This is a genomic window from Cochleicola gelatinilyticus (assembly GCF_001637325.1).
Lineage (GTDB): Bacteria > Bacteroidota > Bacteroidia > Flavobacteriales > Flavobacteriaceae > Cochleicola > Cochleicola gelatinilyticus.
In genome coordinates, this window is record NZ_LRXL01000052.1 from 1 (window position 1) to 22,705 (window position 22,705).

Here is a 22,705-nt window from a genome sequence, read left to right on the forward strand (position 1 = left end):
TTCCCTGCTCCTGTTTGAAAAACATCTGCATCCGAATTATTTCCATCCTGCTCTACATAAGACATCTGTCCTGTACCTTCTTGTTCTACACGAGCATTGTGTCCCGGAGAACCGTCCGGTGCAGAATTTTGGTCGACCTTGGAAGCGTGTCCGCTACCCGATTGAAGAGATAAGGCTTCGTTATTATCATGTCCTTGAAAGATCCACGATGAGTGGGTATCACCACTTTGAACAACACCTGCATAATTGTCTTCAGCATTTAAAACTCCTTGTTGAATGTAAGCGATTTGATCGTCACCCGATTGTTGCATTCCTGCAGCATTTCGATCTCCACCTTGATACACATATCCTTCATTAGAAGTTCCGCTTTGACGCACATCCGCAGCATTTGCTTGTCCGCTCAATCCTGTGTTTCCATTTACATCACCCGCTTGAGCCACATAGATAAGGTTGCCCTCATCGGTTCCAGCACCCCCGCCAGATTGATCGATAAATACAGAAGAAGAGGTGCCTTCTTGTCGTACTAGCATGTAGTTTTCGGTACCTGATTGTGTGTTTTCAACACGATTTGCTTGTGCAGCACCACCTGTTAGGTCTGCTGCCTGAGTTACGCCTGGAGCAGATGCATCACTGCTTGCTTGAGCAAAGACGAAAGACCCCACCATGAGTGCCATTGCACTTAATACTACTTTTTTCATAAAATTGAAATTTAGTTATTAATTGATTTATTTGGTATGTAAAAAAAGAAAACAGGTCACCGCTAGGTAGAGGTGACCTGTTTTTAAATTAGTTAGTTGAATATAGTATTGGAGATCTTAACAATCTGCACATAATTCAGGTACTGTAATATTCGGAATTCCAAGATCCTGCATGTTTGGAAGATCCATTGGTAACATTGGGTCAGGAATTTCGCAATCGATCGTTTCCATTAGGTTCCCCGCAGGTCCTACTTGTAGTACTTCCATTACGTTGTTCATTCCCGACTGAGTTCCTGTAAAGCTATGTCCATCACGTTGAGCAGCATATACACCATTATCACTTCCGTTTTGAGCTATTTCCATAAAGTTGGCACCTTCAAATTGCTTGGTTACCATTTCATTTCTGGATCCGCCTTGCGCAGCCAGCATACTATCTGCACCATCCTGAATACTCCATGCGCTATTGTTGTCCCCAAATTGTAAAAGTATCGCCGTAGAAGCATCTCCGGTTTGCATTTGTAAAGCATCATTAGCACCGTCATCTGAACCATCACCTACATCGACACGAGCATTTTGAACCACCGCAGCAACGTTATCATCACCAACTTGTATTTGCTTAGACGTGTTTGAAAGAACCGCAGCTCCATCTATAGAACCAAATTGTTGTGCTTCTGCAATGTTACCAGAACCGGTTTGATCCTGAAACGCAACGCTGTTATCAGCTTCATTTCCGGGAGTGTTTCCTGCTGAAAATCCGAGATTAATAAACACATTATTAATTTGTGGATTAAGACCTGTTGTCAATCCAATATTTCCAAAATCTCCTTGGGAGATCACAGCAACGTTGGCCTCACTACCATCAACAGAATTTGTCTGTCTTTGATGGGCGTAATTTACTTGTCCCTCTTGTATCACCGTTGCTTCGTTGGCACCAACTCCCGATTGTGCGACATCCGACTTATTAAGATTCCCAAGTTGATCAACGACAGATGCATTTTCTCTGTTGGTTTGGTTTACAAAAGATTTGTTCTGAACACCATTTTGATCTACATCAGCCGTGTTGTTAGCCGATACTAAAGCACCACCACCTGTTTGTTGTACATCAGAATAGTTTCCGTCTCCATTTTGTAAAACATCGGCAGAAGACCCGCTTCCTGTTTGTGCTACATAAGACATTTGTCCGTCTCCGTTTTGCTCAACCCGTGCGTTGTGTCCTGCAGAGTTATCCGGATTTGCATTCTGATTGGTTAACGCCTGGTGGTTTGAACCATTCTGTAGCGTTAATGCTTCACTATTATCGTACGTTTGCTGAATCCAACCAGAGTTATTAGTACCGTTTGTTTGTACCATTCCTGCATAGTTGTCTTCTGCATTTTCACCGGTTCCTTGACGGATATATCCAATACTGTTATCCACACTCGAAGTTTGTGTTAATGCAGCATCGTTACCATCACCTTCCTGACGAACATATCCTTCATTTTCGAAACCTGCCTGACGCACCGTTGCATCATTGTCTTCACCACTTAAAGATTGATTGTCGTTTACATCACCACTTTGACGAACATAAACAAGATTTCCAATACCTGCGCCACCTTCGGACTGGTCGATGTACACGGAAGAGGAAGTTCCTTCTTGGCGAACAAGCATATAGTTTTCTACACCCGCCTGTAAAGTTTGTACGGCATTGCTTGGTGCCGCTGCTCCTACTGCAAAATCTGCCTCTTCTGTTTGTGGTGCTGAGGCATCTCCACTCACTTGAGCGAAAGCCAAAGAGCCTACCATTAGTGTCATTACACTTAATACAACTTTTTTCATGATTTAAAATTTAGTTAATAAATTGATTTATTTGGTGTTATTATAGCGTACTCCTTATATAAGAAGCAAATTAGAATTATGATTATAAAGGGAATATTTTAATGAAAGTTCTTTACTACAAACGAAAAAACTATGAGGGATAAGTTTGTTATAATAATTAGAGGGTGTCAATAAAATGACAACTCAAATGTCTGAAAATAAAGCGAATAATTAAAATGGTAATAAGGTGCTATTTGAAGATTACGTAATAACACTTAGGAAAATTCCTACTTAAAAAGTGTATTTTATTACAATTAGGTCATCTATGGAATAAATTGGGTCATTGATCGATAAAACAGAAATGTTAAAAAAATGTTAAATTTAATTTATTTGTTGTAACATATTTTGTAGGAAGATACTATTTAACTTTTTACTAATTAATTTTAGAAAGAGTTAAATGCTATAGTTATAGTGACTTTGTAGATGTAGTATACGTATGTAGAATTAAGTATAAAGGTAGGAATTCGTTGTTATGCTTAAAGAAATTAAATTGTTAATTAAATACAAAAATGCCTTGTAAACTTACAAGGCATTTTAATACGTGTACAGAAATCTGTGGGTTTAGTGATCGTCGTTACCTTCAATCTCATCTTCAACTTCTTCAGCTGCATTTTCTATAGCATCTCCAGTCTCTTCAACAGCTTCTTCAATAGCATCACCTGCCGCTTCTAAATTGTTTTCGGTGTCTTCGGCTGCAGCCTCTAGAGCATCTTCAGTTTTTTCTTCGGTAGTTTCTCTACATGAGGTGATCGATACAAGTAAACTTAATGCAGCGAATGTTACAAATAATTTTTTCATGGTTGATGGTTTAAATTTTTAAAAAAGTAAAAATAGGATTTTTTTTTAGGTCGATTGCTTTTCGCTTAAATATTTCCAATACCGCTTCGGAACGTGTTGTATGTGCAGTTTCATATTTTTTCGAGAAACAATATTTGTACTTTTAAAATAATTCTTCCAAAGCTCTTGAAATTGAATTTCTTCCGAAGTAAAAATAGCATTTGAAGTAGTTGCATTTAAGATGGATGGTGGTAAATCTATTGTAATTGTTTCTACTGTATTTAAATTGTAAAAAAGGCCATAATCTCTTTTCGTATCATAGATAATCCATTTTTGATCGGCATATCGTTTTTTAAAATGTGATGCATTTAAGGGGAGTGTGTTAAAATCTGGTGCTACTATTGCAAAATAAATCCCATCTTTTGTTTGTTTAAAGCGTACAAACGCATCCATACGATGTTTTTCACGATCTACTTTCTTAGCAATTTTGCTTACCTCTAAAACTTTAGGGTCTGAAAAATCTGAATCGATCTTCCCCTTTTCTGTAAAGGCACGATGTAAATAATGTAATAAAAGACTTTCTGTTAAAGGGGACTCACTTAAAAACACTTTATATATGTTTTGCCTTCCTTGAGTTGAACAGTTTTTTTTTATCCCTTTCCATACGCGAGCTGCTTTTCTAGAATTGGTGTTGATAGTTTCAATCGTGTCGAAAAATGTTTCCGAAGTAATTGCTTGCTTCTGAAGGGGTACTCCCATTAATTTACGGTCATAAATTTCATAAACACCACTTAAAAATCCATCGAAAGAACCATCGTATGCTAAAATTGTGTTCATACTGAAAGTTTTGAAGTAGCATCAAATAAATTTAATTGATTGTTAAAGGTTTTTCTAAATTTACTGTTCGATTCTTGTAAAATTAGCCCTTTTATTTGTGCAGCAGTTCGGTCTTTAGTTTCGAATACACGTGAATCGCATACCATAAAGTACTTAGCACGGTTCATGGCAATGCCAATTAATTTTAAATGCTCCCAATTAAGTTTTCTAAATCGTCTTGCTTGAAGAATCTTTCCAACCGATTTCATTCCTAGTCCAGGGATTCTTGCCAACATGCGTTTTTCGGCGGTATTAATATTTATTGGAAATTGATCTAAATTACGCAATGCCCAACTTAATTTTGGGTCGATATCACTGTCTAAATTAGGATGATCTTTGTTTAATAATTCCCGAATATCGAAACCGTAAAATCGAAGTAGCCAATCGGTTTGATACAATCTATTTTCTCTTAAAATGGGGACTTCGGTGCCTATAGAAGGAAGGCGTTGGTCGTAGCTAATTGGAATGTACCCCGAATAATACACTCGTTTTAAATTAAACTTTTTATAAAAATAAGCTGAGGTGTACATAATTTCAGCATCGGTCTCTCCGCTGGCACCCACAATCATTTGAGTGCTTTGTCCTGCAGGCGCGTAGAGTGGAGTGCTTTTTATTAGTTTTTTCTCATTTTTATATTGTATAATTTCATTGGTAACTTTTTGCATCGGTTTTATAAAATCACTTCGATGTTTTTCTGGCGCTAAAAGCTTGAGTCCTTTTTCTGAAGGAATTTCAATATTCACACTTAATCGATCTGAATATAAACCTGCTTCGCGCATTAATTCATCACTAGCGCCGGGAATAGATTTTAAATGTATGTACCCATTAAAATTCTCTTCTTCCCTCAATTTTTTAGCTACAGCAATTAAGCGTTCCATTGTGTAATCGGCATTTTTAAAAATTCCACTACTCAAAAAAAGTCCTTCAATATAGTTTCTTCGGTAAAAGTTAATGGTAAGATCTACCACCTCTTGAACTTTAAAGGCTGCTCTTTTTATGTCGTTACTTTTTCGTGTGACACAATATGCACAGTCGAAAATACAATGATTGGTAAGTAAAATTTTTAATAAAGAAACACATCTTCCGTCTTCGGTATAGGAATGACAAATGCCCATGCCACTACTATCACCTAAGCCTTTATTCTTATTGGTTCGTTTGCTTCCACTCGATGAGCATGAAACATCGTATTTAGCGGCATCTGCTAAGATGTTTAGTTTTTCTTTAATGCGTTCAAAATTCATACGCTTAATTTTATTTGGAAATAAGACAAAAATATGGAAATATTCCTATATACTGGATTTATTCCTTTAATAATTTGGATTAATTCCATAAAATGCTATATTTGAATATGGAAACACAATTATCTATTGAAGCGAGAAGATTTAAAAAGGTGCGAGAAGAACAACATTTTACGCAGCAAGCTTTCGCTGAATTGCTCGAAATTGGTGCTACCACAGCAGATATCGAACGAGGTAAAACAAAAATTTCTGGAAAGGTAGTGATGGAGTTGTTGCAGCGTTTTAATATTAATCCGTTGTGGTTGTTTGGAAAAAGTTTTACGCAATATATAGATATTAATGGGGGAGATGTAAGTCCGAAAGTAATTACGCTAGATGCTCAAGAAAAAGAAACTATATTATTAGTTAATCAAAAAGCCGCCGCGGGGTACCCTCATAATATACAAGATACAGAATGGTATGAAACACTTCCAGCATTTAATATTCCGTTGCCAGAATATCGAAATGCTACATATCGTGGGTTTCAAGTTGAGGGAGATAGCATGTTGCCAAATATCCGCCCTAATGAGTGGGTCTTAGGGAAAGCGGTGCCAAGTGTTTCAGAAGCGAGTGACAGTAGAATTTACATCGTTGTATTAAAAGATTCGGTATTAGTTAAAAAACTTCAGAAGGTTTTAAATGCTCCCGACAAAGTACGTCTTATTTCTTTAAATGAAAGTTATATACCTATCGATGTTTCCGTAAAGGATATTCAAGAATTGTGGATGGTAAACAGTAAGCTTACCTTTGGCATCGATGAGCCAAACGACAGTTCTTTACTTCGCCAACTCCAACAATCTATGCAAGAATTAAAAGGACAAATACAAGACTTAAATACATAAAAAAACGGCCCTTTTTCAAGAGCCGTTCTGTTTATATCTAAAAACTAAATACTAGTTATTATCATCCGTTTTGATTTTGGTATTACCCTCATCATCGGTTTTAATTTTAACCTCTTTATTTTCAGTTTCCATTTTCACTTTCTGTCCGTCATCACTTACATCGATTTCGGCTCCGTCTTCTTTCATTTCTTCAATTAACTGTTCACTCTCTGTCTTTTGCTCTCTGCAAGAAGTGAATGAAACACTTAAAAATAAAGCTGAAAGAGTTATTAAAGCTACTTTTTTCATATTAAATTGGTTTTGGTTGTTTGTTGTTTAGTTGTCGTCTGTACCACCAGTACCAGTGTTTTCTTGAATTTCGTCAACACCTTCTTCGATAGCATCACCTGCATCGTCGATAGCATCTTCAACGTCGTCTGCTACATCATCTGCATCATCAACATTAATTTCTACTTTATCTTCTTTTGTCTCTCTGCATGAAGTGAACGAAACACTTATTGCTGCTACTAATGCTAGGCTTAAAAATACTTTTTTCATAATGGTTTGTGTTTAATTATTAGTTATAAAATTTAATCGTCATTTCCAATTTTATCGATCTCTTCATTTACCTCTTCATTTACTTCCTTGTCGATCTCTTTAGCAGTTCTTTCAAGAATTCCGTCATCTGCAGCATCATCGGTTTCAACCTCGACTTCAACTTCACGAATTACTTCTTTAGTTTCTGTTTTTGTCTCTCTGCAAGAAGTAGTTAAAAAGGTAGCTCCTACTAATGCAATTGCAATTGCAATTTTTTTCATAATTATTAGATTGTGTTAAATTGTTGATCCAAAACTACAATTTTAACAGTTGTAAATTGATAAAGTTTTATTAAAATTTTAAGGGTAACCTTACCAATTCTGTAGCTTTAAAAGAAAAAATGAGCTTTAATTCCCTCTATACATTCTTGAGAGATCTTCAAAATAATAACAATAAGGAGTGGATGAACGCACATCATGAAACTTACCATCAAAATCGCGATTTCTTGATCGCTTGGTTGGAAGAAATGAATTTAAAATTAGCTGAAATCGATAAAAATTATTTTAATACTCCTGGTAAAAACGCTATTAACCGTATTAATAATAACCTAATGTTTCATCCTAATAAGCCCATTTATAAAGATCATTTTGGGGCAGGGTTAGATCAAGTCTCTAAGCAAGGAGATTTTTACCTTCAATTTGGAGTGTTTGAAACTTTTATAGGAGGAGGATATTGGCATCCCTCTTCAAAAGTATTGAGGAGTATTCGTGAAGCGATAGATTATGATGGGGAAGAGCTAAAGCACATACTTTCAAAGAAATCGTTTAAAGAAATGTTTGGAAGTCTCGTTAAAGATGACCCATTAAAAACTGCTCCGAAAGGGTTTTCACAAGAACATCGCCATATCGATTTGTTGCGTAGAAAATCTTTTGCTGTCGTAAGACCTTTTACTTTAGAAGAAGTAATGGAAGATGAATTCGAAGCAAAAGTAATTGCCACTTATAGGGAAATGCTGCCTTTTCGAAGGTATCTAAATAAAGCAGTTACCGTTTAATTTTTTAACTGGGTAATAATGCATGTGCCTTTATAACGGAAATTGTTTTTTTTGTAGCACCAGTATTTTTATTAACGAAATGCTCCGCGATCATTCCTGTTTTATTTCTAAAATTTGTGTCTGTTGCTAATTTTGTAAAAATTTCTGAACATTCATTAGGAGTACGCACTGTAAACAATCCGGCAAGGTGTTGTAATCTAACTGCTTCTGGAAATAAACTATAATTCTTACCTATAACGATAGGGACTCCAAAGGTGGCTGGTTCTAAAATGTTATGTAAACCTGTATTTCCCATTGCTCCACCCACATAGGCGATGTCTGCATATGCGTAAATTTTTGTAAGTAAACCAATAGTGTCTATAATAAAAACCTCGAAATCTTTAAGGTCGGCTTTCAATCTATCTGAATATAGAATTGTTTTTTTCTGAATATTTTTTCTGAAAGTTTCAATTTTTGAAGAATCTAACTTGTGAGGAGCGACGATAAACTTTACATTTTTTGGAGCATTGTTAATGTATTGAAGCAAAACAGCTTCATCTTCAGGCCAGGTACTGCCACACACAACACATAATGCGTCGTTTTTAAATTCTGAAACAAAGTCGAGTTCGTTATTTTGTTCAATCTGCTGTGATACACGATCGAACCTTGTATCGCCACTCACGGTTACATTTGGTAGACCAATAGAATGAAGTAATCTTTCTGAAGCTTCATTTTGAACTAAAATATGATTGAAGGTTTTTAAGGCTTTACGCATAAAGCCCCCATACGATTTAAAAAATAATTGCTCCTTTCTAAATAGTCCCGATATAAGAAACGATGCTATGCCTTGTTTTTGCAGTTCAAAAAGATAATTAGGCCAAAACTCATATTTAATGAATATAGCCATTGTGGGGTGGGCAATTTTTATAAAACGTTTGGCATTGTCTGGCGTGTCCATTGGCAAATAAACGACGACATCTGCAATAGCTGCATTCTTTCTTATTTCATATCCAGAGGGCGAAAAAAAAGAAACGATGATTTTATAGTTTGGAGCTTCTTTTTTTAAAGCCTCCATAATAGGTAGTCCTTGTTCGAACTCGCCTAAAGAGGCACAATGAAACCAAATTGACGTATCGGAAGCTTGTATGTTTTTCTGAAGTGTATCGAAAACATTCGATCTCCCAGACACAAATTTTTTCATTTTTTTACTGAAAAATTGAGCGATCCAAAGGATGAATGTCGCGATATAAATTCCAATTGTATACACAAATTTCATAGGATGCTAAAGTACCAAATTCAAGAGCAAAAAATAGCAGGGATGTTGTAGGATTTTAAGAGCAGTAAATTTAGATTGTTAACCGTGCTCAAATTTTGTAATTTTACGAAGCGTAGAGAGCGCAACATTCAAAGTTAAAAATCCTGAATATTATACACCCTATAATATCTTATTTTAGAATAAAGGGGAGAACAATCAGCGTATGAAAAAAATCCAAATGGTCGATCTTAAAGGCCAATACCAACATATAAAAGATCGTGTGAATACTTCTGTACTCAACGTAATCGAATCTACAGCTTTCGTAAATGGTCCTGAAGTCCATGAATTTCAAAAAGAATTAGAAAATTATTTGGGAGTAAAACACGTTATTCCCTGTGCTAATGGTACCGATGCGTTGCAAGTTGCTATGATGGGGCTCGGTTTAAAACCAGGCGATGAAGTTATCACAGCCGATTTTACATTTGCTGCTACTGTGGAAGTAATTGCATTATTACAGTTAACTCCTGTATTGGTAGATGTAGACCCCGTTAATTTTAATATAGATATAGAAGCAATTAAAAATGCTATTACGCCTAAAACAAAGGCGATCGTTCCAGTGCATTTATTTGGACTGGCAGCGAATATGGATGCAATTATGGATATTGCTAAAGAGCACGATCTCTATGTAATAGAAGATAATGCTCAAGGGATTGGAGCTACATACACTACTCGTGATATGCAAAAAGTTAAAACGGGAGGGATTGGTCATGTGGGTTCCACTTCATTTTTTCCTTCTAAAAATCTTGGTTGCTATGGTGATGGCGGTGCTATTTTCACCAATGATGATGCATTGGCACATACTATTCGAGGAATTGTAAATCATGGAATGTACGAGCGATATCACCACGATGTAGTTGGGGTGAATTCACGTCTTGACTCTATTCAAGCTGCAGTACTTCGTGCGAAATTACCAAATCTTGATGCGTATAATGAAGCTCGAAGAAATGCAGCGCGTAAGTATTCGAAAGCTTTATCTAACATTCCAAATATTATTACCCCAACAGGATATTGTGATGCTGGGATATCTATTTGTGACACTTGCGATTGTCATGTATTTCATCAATATACATTACGTATTGTAGATGGAGATAGAGATGGATTGGTAAAACATTTAAATGCTAATGATATACCGTGTGGTGTATATTACCCAATTCCGTTACACCTTCAAAAAGCATATGCAGATTCAAGGTATAATGAAGAAGATTTTACAGTGACCAATCAATTAGTGAAAGAAGTAATTTCATTACCCATGCACACCGAGTTAGATGACGAACAAATCGAATATATCACGAATAAAATAATCGAATTCATTAAAAAATAAATAAACTATAGTGCCATCTACGAGCATATAAGATGTGTATGTAACTAAAAATTTACCCCTTTGACGGGAAAATATATATGAAAAAAATACTTGTAACTGGAGGATTAGGATATATTGGATCTCATACCGTTGTGGCTTTACAGAAATCAGGATTTAAAGTTATTGTTGTAGATAATCTTTCTAATTCATCACTAGATGTTTTAGAAGGTATTACTAATATTACTGGAAAAGCACCAGTATTCGATAGACTGGATCTTAGAATAAAACAAGATGTAGTTGCTTTTTTTAAAGAACATACAGATATAAGCGGAGTCATTCATTTCGCAGCAAGTAAAGCTGTGGGTGAAAGTGTTGAAAATCCTTTATTATATTATGAGAATAATCTTAATACTTTGGTGTATTTATTACAGGAATGCAAAGCACATCATATAAAGAATTTCATCTTTAGCTCATCATGTACGGTTTATGGTGAACCCGACTCTCTTCCAATTACAGAAAATGCTCCTGTAAAAAGTGCAACCTCTCCCTATGGGAATACCAAACAAATTAGTGAAGAAATTATTCGGGACGTATGTTCGGTTTTAGAATTAAATTCTATTGCGCTGCGTTATTTTAATCCAATTGGCGCTCATGAAACGGCACGAATAGGGGAGCTTCCCGTTGGAGTTCCTCAAAATTTAGTTCCCTTTATTACCCAAACGGCAGCAGGCGTTCGTGAGCAGCTACAAGTTTTTGGCGATGATTACCCCACGACCGATGGAAGCTGTGTACGAGATTATATTCATGTATCAGATTTGGCAGATGCGCATGTTGTAGCGTTACAGCGTTTGCTTAAAAATAATAACCAGAAAAAGTTCGAGATATTTAATGTAGGTACAGGCAAAGGGAGTTCTGTCCTAGAAGTAATTAATGCCTTCGAAAAAGTAACCGGAGAAAATTTAAATTATAAAATTGTAGACAGAAGACCGGGTGATGTAACTGCAGTATTCGCAGATACCACTAAAGCCAATGAAGTGCTCGGCTGGAAAGCAAAACGCACCATGGAAGAAGCACTAGAGTCAGCATGGAAATGGGAGCAGCAATTACGAAAAAGTTAATGGTATTTTTTCAGATATTTAATACGTATATAAAGTTCAGCGCATGAGACAGCTAGTAGGTTTGATATTTATTTTTATTTTCTTCGGAAGCAACGCACAAGAGACAATACTTTACTGTGGAAAGATTGTCGATACGAAAAGTGGAAAAGTTCTTTTAAATAAATCAATTGTAATTTCTGAAGATAAAATTCTTCGAATTGAAGACGGATTTACTAATTCCAATTCAGAAAATGCAACGGTAATTGATCTGAAGAATAAAACTGTACTACCCGGACTGATCGATATGCATGTACATATTGAAGGGGAAACAAACCCAAATCGATATTTGGAAGCCTATACGTTAAATGAAGCTGACGTTGCATTTAAAGCAGCAGAAATTGCAGAACGAACCCTTATGGCTGGTTTTACAACCGTTCGTGATCTGGGTGGCAGTGGGGTGAATGTCGCTTTACGTAATGCAATTAATAAAGGAACTACTACGGGTCCTCGTATTTTTACTGCCGAAAAATCATTGGCAACCACTGGAGGTCATGCCGATCCTACCAATGGAAGAAGTAAAGAGTTAATGGGAGATCCCGGTCCTAAAGAAGGTGTTGTGAATAGCGTAGAGGACGCGAAGAAAGCAGTGCGGCAACGCTATAAAAACGGGGCCGACTGGATTAAGATTACTGCCACTGGAGGCGTATTAAGTGTTGCTAAAAGTGGAAAGAACCCACAATTTACAGAAGAAGAAATTACTGCAATTGTAACTACAGCAAAAGATTACGACATGAAAGTTGCAGCACACGCGCATGGGGATGAAGGGATGCAACGCGCCATACGTGCTGGCGTTAAAACCATAGAACATGGAACTTTAATGAGCGATGCTACTATGGAGCTGATGAAGCAAAAAAAATCTTATTTAGTACCCACTATAACAGCTGGAAAATATGTGTCGGATAAAGCAAAAATTCCAAATTACTACCCAGCCATTATTGTTCCCAAAGCTTTAGAAATTGGTCCAAAAATTCAGAATATGTTTGGCCGTGCCTACAAAAAAGGGGTAGGAATTGCTTTTGGTACCGATGCCGGAGTCTTTCCTCACGGTGAAAATGGAAAAGAATTTGGATACATGGTCGAAGCGGGAATGCCTGCAATGGATGCAATACTGTCGGCCACTACTACCAATGCAATGCTTTTAGATATGGAAGGAAAGATTGGTGTACTTGAAACTGGTGCTTTTGCAGATATTATCGCTGTAAATGAAGATCCAACGGAAAATATTAAGACTATGGAAAATGTAGTTTTTGTTATGAAAAGTGGAAAAGTCTATAAAAAGTAATTCTATGTAATAATTATTTTTATTTTCGTCTTTGTTTTATTGCTCCCCCCAAAAAACTTATATATGTCTAAACATTTATTATTTCTACTCTGTGTATTAGTAAGTCTAACCGCTAATGCCCAAACCGAGTTTCTTCATGGTTATTTTATTACCACCTCTGGTGAACGTACTGATTGTCTTATAAAAAATGAAGACTGGAGAAACACACCAAAACAGTTTATTTATAAGATTAATGAAAATAGTGAAGTAAAAACCAAGACTATTTCTAATGTTCAAGAAATTTCTGTTCCTAATGTATTCAAATTTGTGAAACACACGGTTCAAATAGATCTTTGGTCAGAACCAGGAAACAAAGCAGATCTAGATAGTAATTCACAGGCGAACTACATTGAACAAACTATTCTGTTAAAAGTTTTAGTGGAAGGGGAAGCTAGCTTGTTTCAATTTGAAAATAATGGATTAAAATACTTTTATAGTCTTAACGGAGAAACTCCTAAACAACTGTTTTATAAGAGGTATATGAAAACAGATTATCAAATAGCTGAAAACAATCAATACCGTCAGCAGCTTTTCAACACACTTAGTTGTGAGGGGATTTCTCGATCTGAAGTTTCTAAACTTCAATATAATCGTAAAAAATTAATAAATTTTTTTAAAAAATACAATCAATGTAAAAATGTTGATTTCAAAGTCATAGAACCCGCTACTTCTTCTGGTGAATTTAATTTAACCATTAGGCCAGGTGTTAATTTTAGCTCTATTGAATTAATGAGTGCTGTAGTACCTAGTTTTGCTGCAGACTTCGGAAGCCAGACAAATTTTAGAATTGGTGTTGAAGCAGAACTTGTGTTAGGTTTTAATAATAAATGGAGTGTGTTTCTTGAGCCTACCTATCGCTCTTTAGAATCTGAGGTTACCATTCCTTTTAGATCAACAGTTGAAGATTTTCAGGATGTTGCTATAAAATATTCCTCTTTGGAAATTCCTGTTGGAATTCGACATTATTTATTTTTGAATGACACCTCAAAAATATTTTTTAATGTAGCATTTGTATACGATTTTGTTACCGATTCTATTGTAGATTGGGAGTTCAGCCCTATTAACGATCGTGAATTAGATTCTGGATCAAATCTTGCATTTGGTATTGGGTACAAATATGGAGAACGATTAAGTGCTGAGTTTCGCTTCTTTACGAACAGATCACTAGCTGCCGAAACCAATGAATTTCCTGTTAATTATAAACAATCTTCTATTATTGTAGGGTATACTTTGTTCTAGTATTTAGCCTACTTACACTAGGGAGATTAACACTCGATTAACGAAGGTTTAACGGCAAATCCTTGATATTCTACATATTCCTTTGTTTCTTTGTGCCAAAGAGATGATACCATGAAATTGATACAGGTTAAACGAAAAACAAAAAAAGAGAAACGTTTTACGGAAGCAATGGGAATGTTTACAGCAAATGTAATTTATGTAAAGAAAACATTTTTAAATATTCCTTTTAAAACAATACATAAATACCGTGAGACTTATTACGGAAAGGTTAAAGACTGTGAAGATTGCAGAATAACAGCCTAGAATATTTAACATAGAAATAAAAAAATCCGGTACATTGATGTATCGGATTTTTTTTAAGCGCTATTTTGTATTTATAAGGTGGCCTTAGAAGTGGTCATACTTCTGTCGATTTTTTTCACCAATCCTTGTAAAACATTTCCAGGGCCCACTTCGATGAATTCTGTGGCACCATCTTTTATCATATTTTGAACACTCTGAGTCCATTTCACTGGAGCCGTTAGTTGAAAGATTAAATTCTTTTGAATTTCCTTCGGATCTGTCACTGCGAATGTAGAAACGTTCTGGTAGATAGGACAAGCTGGTTTGCGAAATTCGGTTGCTTCTATAGCAGCTGCTAATTCCTCCCTGGCAGGTTCCATTAACGGACTATGAAATGCACCACCTACGGGTAACAGTAAGGCTCGTTTTGCGCCAGCTTCTTTTAAATTTTCACACGCTTTATTTACGGCATCTATTGCTCCCGAAATTACCAGTTGACCGGGGCAGTTGTAATTTGCAGCTACAACAATTCCTTCTGTATCTGCACAAATTGCTTCAACTAAATGGTCTTCCATTCCTAAGACTGCTGCCATTGTAGACGGTTCATGTTCGCAAGCTTTTTGCATCGCTAACGCACGTTTGTAAACCAGTTGTAGCCCATCTTCAAAAGCAAGAGTTTTATTCGCAACTAATGCAGAAATTTCTCCTAGTGAATGTCCTGCGACCATATCTGGTTGAAATGCTTTGCCCATTACCGTAGCGAGAATGGTAGAATGTAAAAATATAGCAGGTTGAGTGACCTTTGTTTCTTTTAAAGCTTCAGAAGAGCCTTCAAACATTATTTTTGTAATGTCGAACCCCAATATATCGTTTGCTTGTTCAAATAATTTTTTTGCTTCCGAAGAAGAATCATATAGGTCTTTACCCATTCCTGTAAATTGGGCCCCTTGTCCTGGAAAAATATATGCTTTCATTATGTGGTGGTTTAGATGTGTAAAAATAGAAATAAAAAATCCGCTTTCCGAATAATCGAAAAGCGGATTCTGTTTGGGGATTAAATTTTAAACATTTAATTTACCCGAAGTTCCAATATTTTGATTTTCACCAGTAATTGCTCCTTTAGCCATCTTAAAAAGAGAAACAAGTTTGCTGGAGCCACGATCCCAATATGCAGCTTGACTTGGTTGAAACTTTATTGCGGTTATATTTGGATCATCTTTTCCGTCGAACCATGCACTGTCTGTACTACTGTACAATTCATCGATTACAGTGCGATCTGTAGTTATAACGGCATTTCCGTAGACACTTAAAAATTTCATGTCACTTCCGCCACTATACAACAATTGGCAACTCGCATCTTTTTCAAGATCCTTATTATGATCACTATTTTTATTACTTAAGAACCAAATGTTTCCGTGTTCATCCACTTTTTTGGTGCTCATCGGAATTGCATTTAGTGGTGCTGGTGAAGAGAGGTCGGTTGCGAGCATTGCAAAATCAACATCGGTAGCTATGTCTTTGATTTTTTTTATTGCTTCGTCGTTATAAAGGTTTTCTGTACTCATAGTTTTTTTATTTTAAATATACCATGAAACCTTCAGAAGTACCCCCAACAATTTGCCAAACTATCTGCAAAGTTTTGTTAAGAATATTTTTTTAAAATACGTGAGACACTATGTAAGTAGCTGCTTCCGAAGAGATTTAAGTGAACAAGTAAATAATAGAGTTGCCAAAGATCGATACGATTTTTCCAATTTTGTTCTAAAGGATAAATCTCATTGTATAGATTGAAAATTTCATCGGAAAATCCGCCAAAGAGGTGCATCATGGCGAGATCCATTTCACGAGGGGCATAGGCCACGGCGGGATCGATAAGGACAGGTTGACCTTTTTCTGAAATTAGGTAATTTCCATTCCAAAGATCACCATGAATTAATCCTGATGGTTCATTGGGAATTTCGTTTGTAATATTCTTAATTACTGAAGGTACATTAGAAAATAGAAACCCCCTATTGTTCGCCATTTCTAGTTGAGGTTGTAGACGTTGTTCAATATAAAAGGAAGCTGCGGTAGTTTTAAAAGAATTGTATTGTGGAAGGCTTCCAATATAGTTAGAATGATCAAGTCCAAATTTAGTTTGTGTATTGCGGTGGAGCTGCGTAAGCTGTTTTGCAAAATTCTCATTAAAATTTTGAGAGGGAGCACTAGGAGGGATGTACTCTAAAAGGAGGTATAATGTTTCTTCTATTCTGCCTTCATTTATTACTTTAGGAGTTAAAAAGCTTTTGGACTTCTCTAAGGATGACAACCCTTTAGCTTCGGTAGAAAAAATTTTAGGGAATCGATTTACACAATTTGTTTTAAGTGCAAAATATCCAGTGGTACAAGAAAGCAGTGTTACTTCATTAATGTCGCCGCCTCTAAGTGAAGTTGCTTCCTTAATTTCTAAAAAATTATCTGTAGCTATTTTTTGAAAGATCTGTGATATAGACATAAGAGATATATAAGAGAATGTATCAACCTTATAAATAATAGCTTCAATAAGATTTTAAAACATCTTTAGAGTCTTATTTTTTCACCCATGTTTCGAACGTAAAAGCGTACTTATGTCGTTCATCTTTTTCGTGTCTAGTTTCTGTAATTAATTGCCATCGGTCTTTTTCGAATTTTGGAAAAAATGCGTCAGCGTCGAAAGTTCCGTGAACACGGGTTAGTTCAATCTTATCAGAAAATGGAAGTCCGAGCGTATAAATTTCACCACCTCCAATTATAAAAGGTTGTGAGTCTCCATCGGTTAAATTTATTGCTTCTGCCATGCTGTGAACAACAACAGCACCTTCTTTTTTATACTCCTTATTTCGAGTGATTACTACATGGGTACGATTGGGAAGCGGCTTTGGGAACGACTCAAAAGTCTTTCTCCCCATGATGATATGATGTCCAGTAGTTAATTGTTTAAAACGCTTAAAATCGTGGGGTAAATGCCATACCAATTCATTGTCTTTACCAAGTTCGTTGTTTTCGCCCGCAGCGGCTATCATTGTAATCATTCTACGTCTGGTGGTAAAAGGTTGGGGTTCTCGTTTTTTTTTAAATCCGATTGTCTTGGTAGTTGTAATTCCTCATCTACCTGTTTTTTTAGTTCGGCAATGCGATCGGTTTGTCTTGCTTTTAATTTTTCAAGTTGTCTATTTTCCCATTCTTTATCCATGAATTTATTCATTACTAATACATTAAAAAGATGTATTATAAATAAAAAAGCCCAAATTAAAATCGCCCAAACAAACCAGTCTTTAATAAAGAACTCATCACCAACGTGTAGCACTTTGTTGAGAATAATTAAAAACACAGAGCCAACCAAAAAGACAATAAAATGACGCATTAGATTTTTTTTCTGTTTTATGCGTTTGCGAGCGTATTCGTATTGCTCGCGCTGCTCTGGGTCGATTCTTTCAGATTTAGTAGATTTTGAAAACATTCTTGGTTACTTTTAAGCTGCGTTTTAAAGCGTCATTTATTTGAAGACACTTCTCGTAAAATTACCGAATTTTAGCCGTTAAACCTAGATTTATGAAAAATTTTAAGACCGAATTTCCAGCCCTTGATTCGTTTACATATTTAAATACAGCTTCTTGTGGATTACTTTCAAATAGATTGGTTGAGTGGCGTGCAGCACATGATAAAAAACTGCTTGACGGTGGAAGTGTTTTTAGAGATTTACACCGCGATCATGTTGCAAGAATCCGAAATACTGTTTCAAGTTTTTTTGACGCTCAATTAAAAGAAATTGCTCTTATACCGAATTTCTCATTTGGGTTAAATACTTTAATTGAAGGGTTGCCACAAAAACGAAAAGTTCTGTTATTAAAAAACGATTATCCGTCTATTAATTGGCCGTTTGAAAATCGGGATTTCGATGTATGCTATGCAAATATCGATGGACATTTAGAAAAAAATATTGAAGAAGCTGTTGCAAAATATCGTCCCGATGTGTTTGCCTTTAGTATGGTGCAATACTTGAGTGGTATTAAGATCGATCTCAATTTTTTAAAACAATTAAAAGCCTACCATTCGGATCTTATTCTAATTGCAGATGGAACACAATTCTTAGGTACTGAGGCTTTTTCTTTTTCGGAAAGTCCTATAGATGTTATGGGAGCAAGTTGCTATAAGTGGTTATTGTCTGGATACGGAAATGGAATTCTTATGGTGAAAGAAGCAATACATACTAAATTATTCCCATCGACAATAGGTTTTAATTCTGCAGAAGCTGCTTATAGCAAAAGAGATGATGTTGCGTTTATGCGTCGTTTTGAACCAGGACATCAAGATACATTAAATTATGGCTCATTAGAACAGTCTATATTGTTTCTGAAGCAACTAGGAATTGAAACTATTTCAGAAAAGATACATTCTTTAGCGGTGTATGCAAGAGAACAATTTTCAGAATTGGGTCTTATTGATGATTGCATTATAGAGAGAGATAATTATTCATCTATACTAACAATTCAAGGAGACGAAGCGCTATTTCAGAAATTAAAAAAAGAACAAATTATCTGTTCTCAACGTGGAAAAGGTATTCGAGTAAGTTATCACTTTTACAATACGCAGGAAGATTTAGAGCATTTAATTAATGTTGTAAAAAAATAGTTATTCTTTAATTTCAACACCTTTCCAAAAAGCTACATATCCCTCAATTGGCTTTGCAGCGTGAGAAGTTTCTGGATAATACCAAGCAGCATCTGGATTTGATTTTCCGTCAACTTCTAATGTATAGTAGGAGGCTTCCCCCTTCCAAGGACAATGTGTGTGAGTTGTAGTTTCAGTAAAATATTCTTTATTTAGTGATTCTGGTGGAAAATAATGGTTGTTTTCTATAACAACTGTTTTATCGCTTTCGGCAAGTATTTTTTCATTCCAAATAGCTTTCATACATCTAATATTTAATACTTTTAATCTTGAATTTTTCGGCCTTTTAATTCTCGCCACTTCATTATTCCTTGTGTCGTAAACGAGATACCTTGTTGCCCAGAAGTAGAAATCATTACGGCTTCAAAAAACGGATCTAACGCACCATTTTCTTTAGACCATTCAAAAATAAAATTTGCTCCAGTACCTCCTTTTTTGTCATCTTCATTTACCACAATTTCAATAGTTTCCATGGGTTTTACATATACTTTTTTATTAAAATAAGAACGAATTTTTTCACCGTGGGTATCATAATAATCAGCTTTATGTAAATAGATAGTATCGGTTAAACTTATATTTCTAATGCTTACCGTGGCAGTAAGATTATAGGTATAATCTTTATTTCTTTGATAGATTTCAGAATAAACAGGCAAATATGTTGCGCCTGTAACTTTTACGCTATCAGCAAGAGCTTTAGCTGCTGCTCGTTGTGTCCAATTATTTTCGGGTGGAATGTGGTTGTCTACGGTTGTGTTTATCTCTTTAACAGGATTGTCGCATGCTAATAGAGTAAGAAAAATTAGAAAGAATAAGGTGGGCTTCATGTTTTACTAGTTGACTGTAAAAGATAGTTTATTTTTTTCTGAAAACATAATCTTTGTAATATCCTTTGCTATCTGAAAATGAAGTTTCTATTACCAGTCCCGATTCGGAAGCAAGCCATTCTACAACATTATCGTCATATTTTTGAGAAATTTCTGTGTGAATTGTTTCCCAAGGATCGAATGTTAAATCTAAATTTAATTCAGAAATAGTGACTTTTTGTGCTTCTGTAGCGACCAAAAAACTTTTAGCTGTGCCAGTTTCTGGATCGTAGCGTTCCCAGTGTTTAAATTTTGAAACATCGAAATTTCCACCGAGCTCTCGGTTAATACGAGTGAGTAGATTTTTGTTAAAAGCTGCCGTTACCCCTGTTGGATCATTATATGCGTTTAAAATAATTTGAGGATCTTTTTTTTGATCAAACCCCATAAATAAAAGGTCGTCATCGCCCATACTATCTTTTAAATTCGATAGAAAATCGATTGCGCGAGGGTGTAACAAATTGCCAATATTAGACCCTAGAACTAAAATTACCTTTTTTCTTGATCGGTATGTTTTTAAACGGTCCAATACTTCAAAGTACTCTCCTTTTTCCGCATCGACCGTGATTTGAGGTAATTCTTCGGAAAGTTTTTCTGAAAGTTGATCGATTGCATTTTGACTAATATCTATTGGTTTGTAAACAAAATTAATTTTCTTTTCAGAAAAGTGGCGTAATAAGACTTTTGTTTTTTTTCCGTCACCTGCGCCTAATTCTATAAGATCAAAGGTCCCGGTAGTTGTTGCGAAAAGTTTAGCAATTGCTTCTTTGTGTAAGTCTAAAATTTCGAATTCACAGTTTGTTAAATAATATTCTGGCAACGCCATAATGTCTTGAAAAAGCTTATCTCCTGTAGCATCATAAATGTATTTAGAAGAAAGATATTTAGGACTGTTGGTAAGCCCTTGAAAGACCTCTTTTTTGAAAGCCGTGTCGAGAGAAGGTTTAGTCGTTATGTTCATTAAAGTGGTCTTATTTTGCTAGTCTAATTCCGGTGAATTGCCACCTAAGATTTGTTTGAAAAAAATTTCGATATGTTGGTCGTATGTGATGATTCGGACTTACAACCGAACTGCCTCGTAAGACTTTTTGATTTACCATGAATTTTCCATTGTACTCACCAATGGCTCCAGGAGCTTTTTTGTATCCTGGGTATGGTAGGTAAGCACTTTCGGTCCATTCCCACCTACTGCCCCATTCGAACAGCTTTTGTGCAGCTTCCCATTCGAATTCGGTAGGAAGCCTGCAACCCTTCCATTGTGCATAAGCGAATGCTTCAAAATAGGAAATGTGCATTACCGGAGCATCTAAATTTAATTTTTGAAGCCCTTTTAATGTATAATGGTGCCAATCTCCATCGATATTGTGCCAATACATAGGTTGAGAAATCTTGGTTTGTTTTAACCAATCCCAACCTTCAGCATGCCATAAATTGAAGTCTTCATAACCTCCAGAATTAATAAATTCTAAATATTCTTTATTAGTTACTAGTTTATTGGAAATGTTGTATTCGTGTATAAAAACTTTATGTCTTCCTAATTCATTATCATAACAAAAGCTACTGGGGTTGTCGTGGCCTATTTCATAAATCCCTTCGTTCATTGTGATCCATTTTGAGGGAAACGACTGCGTGTAGTCCTCTTCGAACGTATCGTTGTACCTTGGAAGTAAAGGATTGTTTCCGAGTATGTATTTTATGTCGGTCATTAACAATTCCTGATGCTGTTTTTCATGATGAATTCCCATGAGCAATAGCATTTCAACTTCTTTAGAAACATTAGAACTTAATAATTCTTTAAGTTCGTTAGTGACATAGTGACGATAATCGTAAACTTTCGCTACGCCAGGGCGTGAGAGATTTCCACGATCATTACGCACCACTCTTTTTCCAATACTTTCATAATAGCTATTAAAAACAAAAGCAAAATCTTCATTAAAAAGCTGATAGTTTGGTTTGTGATGTTTCAAAATAAATTCTTCAAAAAACCATGTCGTATGTCCTAGATGCCATTTTGGAGGAGAAACATCTACAATGGGTTGTACAACATAATCTTCAATTTCCAAAGGTTTGCAAAGAGCTTCAGTATGTTCTCGGGTTTCAGAAAAAAAAGTTATTAAATTTTCGGTAATGATCATAAAAAAAGTGTCGAACATTAATGTATCGACACTTTAAATATACTAATTTTATTCTGTTAAGAGTTGTTCACTATCCGTTAAACAGTTGTTAAACCATACTACATTTTAAATGTAAATGGAACCGTGTATTTAATAGCACGTGGTTTTCCACCCATCATCCCGGGCTTGGTCATTTTTGGGATTGCCATAATATTTCGTTTTGCTTCTTCCTGTAATGATTTGGTTGCACCAGTTGCACTTTTTACTACTGGCATGCCTTTTTCATCGATTACAAATTCTACAACAACTCTTCCTTGTTCTTTGTTTTTCCATGCCGCGGCAGGGTATTTAAAGTTTTTTTGGATATGTTGGGAAAGTTTTGTGTCGAAACAGGCATCTCGTTGTGCAACATTTTTAGAATCACAGCCTGGCCATATGGGGGCAATTTCTTTTAAAGTAAGTTCATTCTTTTGCATATCTCCCCATTCTTGTTGTGCACATAGGGTTGCGCTAAAAAGAATAGCTAAAATGAGAAGTGATTTTTTCATAGTA

The 22,705-nt window shown here is 35.7% G+C and carries 26 protein-coding genes and 1 pseudogene; 8 read left to right on the top strand and 19 right to left on the bottom strand.

Going from position 1 to position 22,705, the window contains the following annotated elements:
* The 5 genes and pseudogenes from ULVI_RS12895 to ULVI_RS12915 form a co-directional block, all read right to left on the bottom strand.
* Nucleotides 1-698: pseudogene (locus tag ULVI_RS12895) on the bottom strand (hypothetical protein); the annotation flags it as partial.
* 117 nt (nucleotides 699-815) lie between these two features.
* Nucleotides 816-2,513 (bottom strand): hypothetical protein, encoded by a 1,698-nt coding sequence (locus tag ULVI_RS12900; RefSeq protein WP_068593216.1) that lies wholly within the window; start codon nucleotides 2,511-2,513, stop codon nucleotides 816-818.
* Nucleotides 2,514-3,113: 600 nt separating this feature from the next.
* A complete protein-coding gene (locus ULVI_RS12905; RefSeq protein ID WP_068593217.1) occupies nucleotides 3,114-3,350 on the bottom strand; it encodes a hypothetical protein in 237 nt (78 codons plus the stop codon).
* Nucleotides 3,351-3,395: 45 nt separating this feature from the next.
* Entirely contained in the window at nucleotides 3,396-4,166 is a 771-nt protein-coding gene (locus tag ULVI_RS12910; protein ID WP_068593218.1) for a TIGR03915 family putative DNA repair protein, read from the bottom strand.
* Entirely contained in the window at nucleotides 4,163-5,446 is a 1,284-nt protein-coding gene (locus ULVI_RS12915) for a putative DNA modification/repair radical SAM protein (protein ID WP_068593219.1), read from the bottom strand. The genes ULVI_RS12910 and ULVI_RS12915 overlap by 4 nt, the downstream gene beginning before the upstream one ends.
* A gap of 107 nt (nucleotides 5,447-5,553) precedes the next feature.
* On the opposite strand from ULVI_RS12915, the gene ULVI_RS12920 reads away from it, so the two are divergent.
* On the top strand, nucleotides 5,554-6,324 hold the full coding sequence (locus tag ULVI_RS12920) for an XRE family transcriptional regulator (protein WP_068593220.1): 771 nt from the start codon (nucleotides 5,554-5,556) through the stop codon (nucleotides 6,322-6,324).
* Between the two features lie 51 nt (nucleotides 6,325-6,375).
* On the opposite strand, the gene ULVI_RS12925 is transcribed toward ULVI_RS12920, so the two are convergent.
* Genes ULVI_RS12925 through ULVI_RS12935 form a run of 3 tightly spaced genes read right to left on the bottom strand, consistent with a single transcriptional unit; the run spans nucleotide 6,376 to nucleotide 7,121 of the window.
* Nucleotides 6,376-6,612, bottom strand: coding sequence for a hypothetical protein (locus tag ULVI_RS12925; RefSeq protein ID WP_068593221.1), 237 nt, complete (start codon nucleotides 6,610-6,612; stop codon nucleotides 6,376-6,378).
* A gap of 27 nt (nucleotides 6,613-6,639) precedes the next feature.
* Entirely contained in the window at nucleotides 6,640-6,861 is a 222-nt protein-coding gene (locus tag ULVI_RS12930; RefSeq protein ID WP_068593222.1) for a hypothetical protein, read from the bottom strand.
* A 32-nt stretch (nucleotides 6,862-6,893) separates the two neighbouring features.
* On the bottom strand, nucleotides 6,894-7,121 hold the full coding sequence (locus ULVI_RS12935) for a hypothetical protein (RefSeq protein ID WP_068593223.1): 228 nt from the start codon (nucleotides 7,119-7,121) through the stop codon (nucleotides 6,894-6,896).
* A 119-nt stretch (nucleotides 7,122-7,240) separates the two neighbouring features.
* Between ULVI_RS12935 and ULVI_RS12940 the strand changes: the two genes are divergently transcribed.
* Complete coding sequence (locus tag ULVI_RS12940; RefSeq protein WP_068593224.1) at nucleotides 7,241-7,894, top strand: DUF2461 domain-containing protein; 654 nt, start codon at nucleotides 7,241-7,243, stop codon at nucleotides 7,892-7,894.
* A gap of 4 nt (nucleotides 7,895-7,898) precedes the next feature.
* Here the strand turns inward: ULVI_RS12940 and ULVI_RS12945 are convergent, their stop codons facing one another.
* Entirely contained in the window at nucleotides 7,899-9,149 is a 1,251-nt protein-coding gene (locus ULVI_RS12945) for a 3-deoxy-D-manno-octulosonic acid transferase (RefSeq protein ID WP_068593225.1), read from the bottom strand.
* 202 nt (nucleotides 9,150-9,351) lie between these two features.
* Here ULVI_RS12945 and ULVI_RS12950 point away from each other — a divergent pair, with 202 nt between their 5' ends.
* The 5 genes from ULVI_RS12950 (at nucleotide 9,352) to ULVI_RS12970 (ending at nucleotide 14,508) form a co-directional block, all read left to right on the top strand.
* Nucleotides 9,352-10,509, top strand: coding sequence for a DegT/DnrJ/EryC1/StrS family aminotransferase (locus ULVI_RS12950; protein WP_068593226.1), 1,158 nt, complete (start codon nucleotides 9,352-9,354; stop codon nucleotides 10,507-10,509).
* A 77-nt stretch (nucleotides 10,510-10,586) separates the two neighbouring features.
* Complete coding sequence (galE, locus tag ULVI_RS12955; protein WP_068593227.1) at nucleotides 10,587-11,606, top strand: UDP-glucose 4-epimerase GalE; 1,020 nt, start codon at nucleotides 10,587-10,589, stop codon at nucleotides 11,604-11,606.
* Between the two features lie 43 nt (nucleotides 11,607-11,649).
* Complete coding sequence (locus ULVI_RS12960; RefSeq protein WP_068593228.1) at nucleotides 11,650-12,927, top strand: metal-dependent hydrolase family protein; 1,278 nt, start codon at nucleotides 11,650-11,652, stop codon at nucleotides 12,925-12,927.
* Nucleotides 12,928-12,990: 63 nt separating this feature from the next.
* Nucleotides 12,991-14,205, top strand: a complete 1,215-nt coding sequence (locus tag ULVI_RS12965) for an outer membrane beta-barrel protein (protein ID WP_068593229.1) — start codon at nucleotides 12,991-12,993, stop codon at nucleotides 14,203-14,205.
* Between the two features lie 111 nt (nucleotides 14,206-14,316).
* Entirely contained in the window at nucleotides 14,317-14,508 is a 192-nt protein-coding gene (locus tag ULVI_RS12970) for a hypothetical protein (RefSeq protein ID WP_068593230.1), read from the top strand.
* A gap of 71 nt (nucleotides 14,509-14,579) precedes the next feature.
* Here the strand turns inward: ULVI_RS12970 and fabD are convergent, their stop codons facing one another.
* The 5 genes from fabD to ULVI_RS12995 all read right to left on the bottom strand — a co-directional run bounded on the left by fabD (nucleotide 14,580) and on the right by ULVI_RS12995 (nucleotide 17,965).
* Entirely contained in the window at nucleotides 14,580-15,461 is an 882-nt protein-coding gene (fabD, locus tag ULVI_RS12975; RefSeq protein WP_068593231.1) for an ACP S-malonyltransferase, read from the bottom strand.
* Nucleotides 15,462-15,548: 87 nt separating this feature from the next.
* A complete protein-coding gene (locus ULVI_RS12980; RefSeq protein WP_068593232.1) occupies nucleotides 15,549-16,052 on the bottom strand; it encodes a pyridoxamine 5'-phosphate oxidase family protein in 504 nt (167 codons plus the stop codon).
* A 77-nt stretch (nucleotides 16,053-16,129) separates the two neighbouring features.
* Nucleotides 16,130-16,981, bottom strand: a complete 852-nt coding sequence (locus ULVI_RS12985) for a fructosamine kinase family protein (RefSeq protein WP_068593233.1) — start codon at nucleotides 16,979-16,981, stop codon at nucleotides 16,130-16,132.
* A gap of 73 nt (nucleotides 16,982-17,054) precedes the next feature.
* The gene (locus ULVI_RS12990) at nucleotides 17,055-17,537 is read right to left on the bottom strand and encodes a dihydrofolate reductase (RefSeq protein WP_068593234.1); all 483 of its coding nucleotides are present in this window, start codon (nucleotides 17,535-17,537) and stop codon (nucleotides 17,055-17,057) included.
* Nucleotides 17,534-17,965 (bottom strand): 2TM domain-containing protein, encoded by a 432-nt coding sequence (locus ULVI_RS12995; RefSeq protein ID WP_068593235.1) that lies wholly within the window; start codon nucleotides 17,963-17,965, stop codon nucleotides 17,534-17,536. Before ULVI_RS12995 ends, ULVI_RS12990 begins: the two co-directional genes overlap by 4 nt.
* Before the next feature lie 92 nt (nucleotides 17,966-18,057).
* Here ULVI_RS12995 and ULVI_RS13000 point away from each other — a divergent pair, with 92 nt between their 5' ends.
* The gene (locus ULVI_RS13000) at nucleotides 18,058-19,137 is read left to right on the top strand and encodes an aminotransferase class V-fold PLP-dependent enzyme (RefSeq protein WP_068593236.1); all 1,080 of its coding nucleotides are present in this window, start codon (nucleotides 18,058-18,060) and stop codon (nucleotides 19,135-19,137) included.
* Here the strand turns inward: ULVI_RS13000 and ULVI_RS13005 are convergent, their stop codons facing one another.
* From ULVI_RS13005 to ULVI_RS13025, 5 genes are all read right to left on the bottom strand, one after another.
* The gene (locus ULVI_RS13005) at nucleotides 19,138-19,419 is read right to left on the bottom strand and encodes a DUF427 domain-containing protein (RefSeq protein ID WP_068593237.1); all 282 of its coding nucleotides are present in this window, start codon (nucleotides 19,417-19,419) and stop codon (nucleotides 19,138-19,140) included.
* Nucleotides 19,420-19,439: 20 nt separating this feature from the next.
* Nucleotides 19,440-20,000 carry a DUF3124 domain-containing protein gene (locus tag ULVI_RS13010; RefSeq protein ID WP_068593238.1) on the bottom strand — a complete coding sequence of 187 codons (561 nt, stop codon included), beginning with the start codon at nucleotides 19,998-20,000 and terminating at the stop codon, nucleotides 19,440-19,442.
* Between the two features lie 28 nt (nucleotides 20,001-20,028).
* Nucleotides 20,029-21,000 (bottom strand): L-histidine N(alpha)-methyltransferase, encoded by a 972-nt coding sequence (locus tag ULVI_RS13015; RefSeq protein WP_068593239.1) that lies wholly within the window; start codon nucleotides 20,998-21,000, stop codon nucleotides 20,029-20,031.
* Nucleotides 21,001-21,010: 10 nt separating this feature from the next.
* A complete protein-coding gene (gene egtB, locus ULVI_RS13020; RefSeq protein ID WP_068593475.1) occupies nucleotides 21,011-22,174 on the bottom strand; it encodes an ergothioneine biosynthesis protein EgtB in 1,164 nt (387 codons plus the stop codon).
* A 98-nt stretch (nucleotides 22,175-22,272) separates the two neighbouring features.
* Nucleotides 22,273-22,701, bottom strand: a complete 429-nt coding sequence (locus tag ULVI_RS13025; protein WP_068593240.1) for an energy transducer TonB — start codon at nucleotides 22,699-22,701, stop codon at nucleotides 22,273-22,275.
* Nucleotides 22,702-22,705 lie beyond the last annotated feature (4 nt).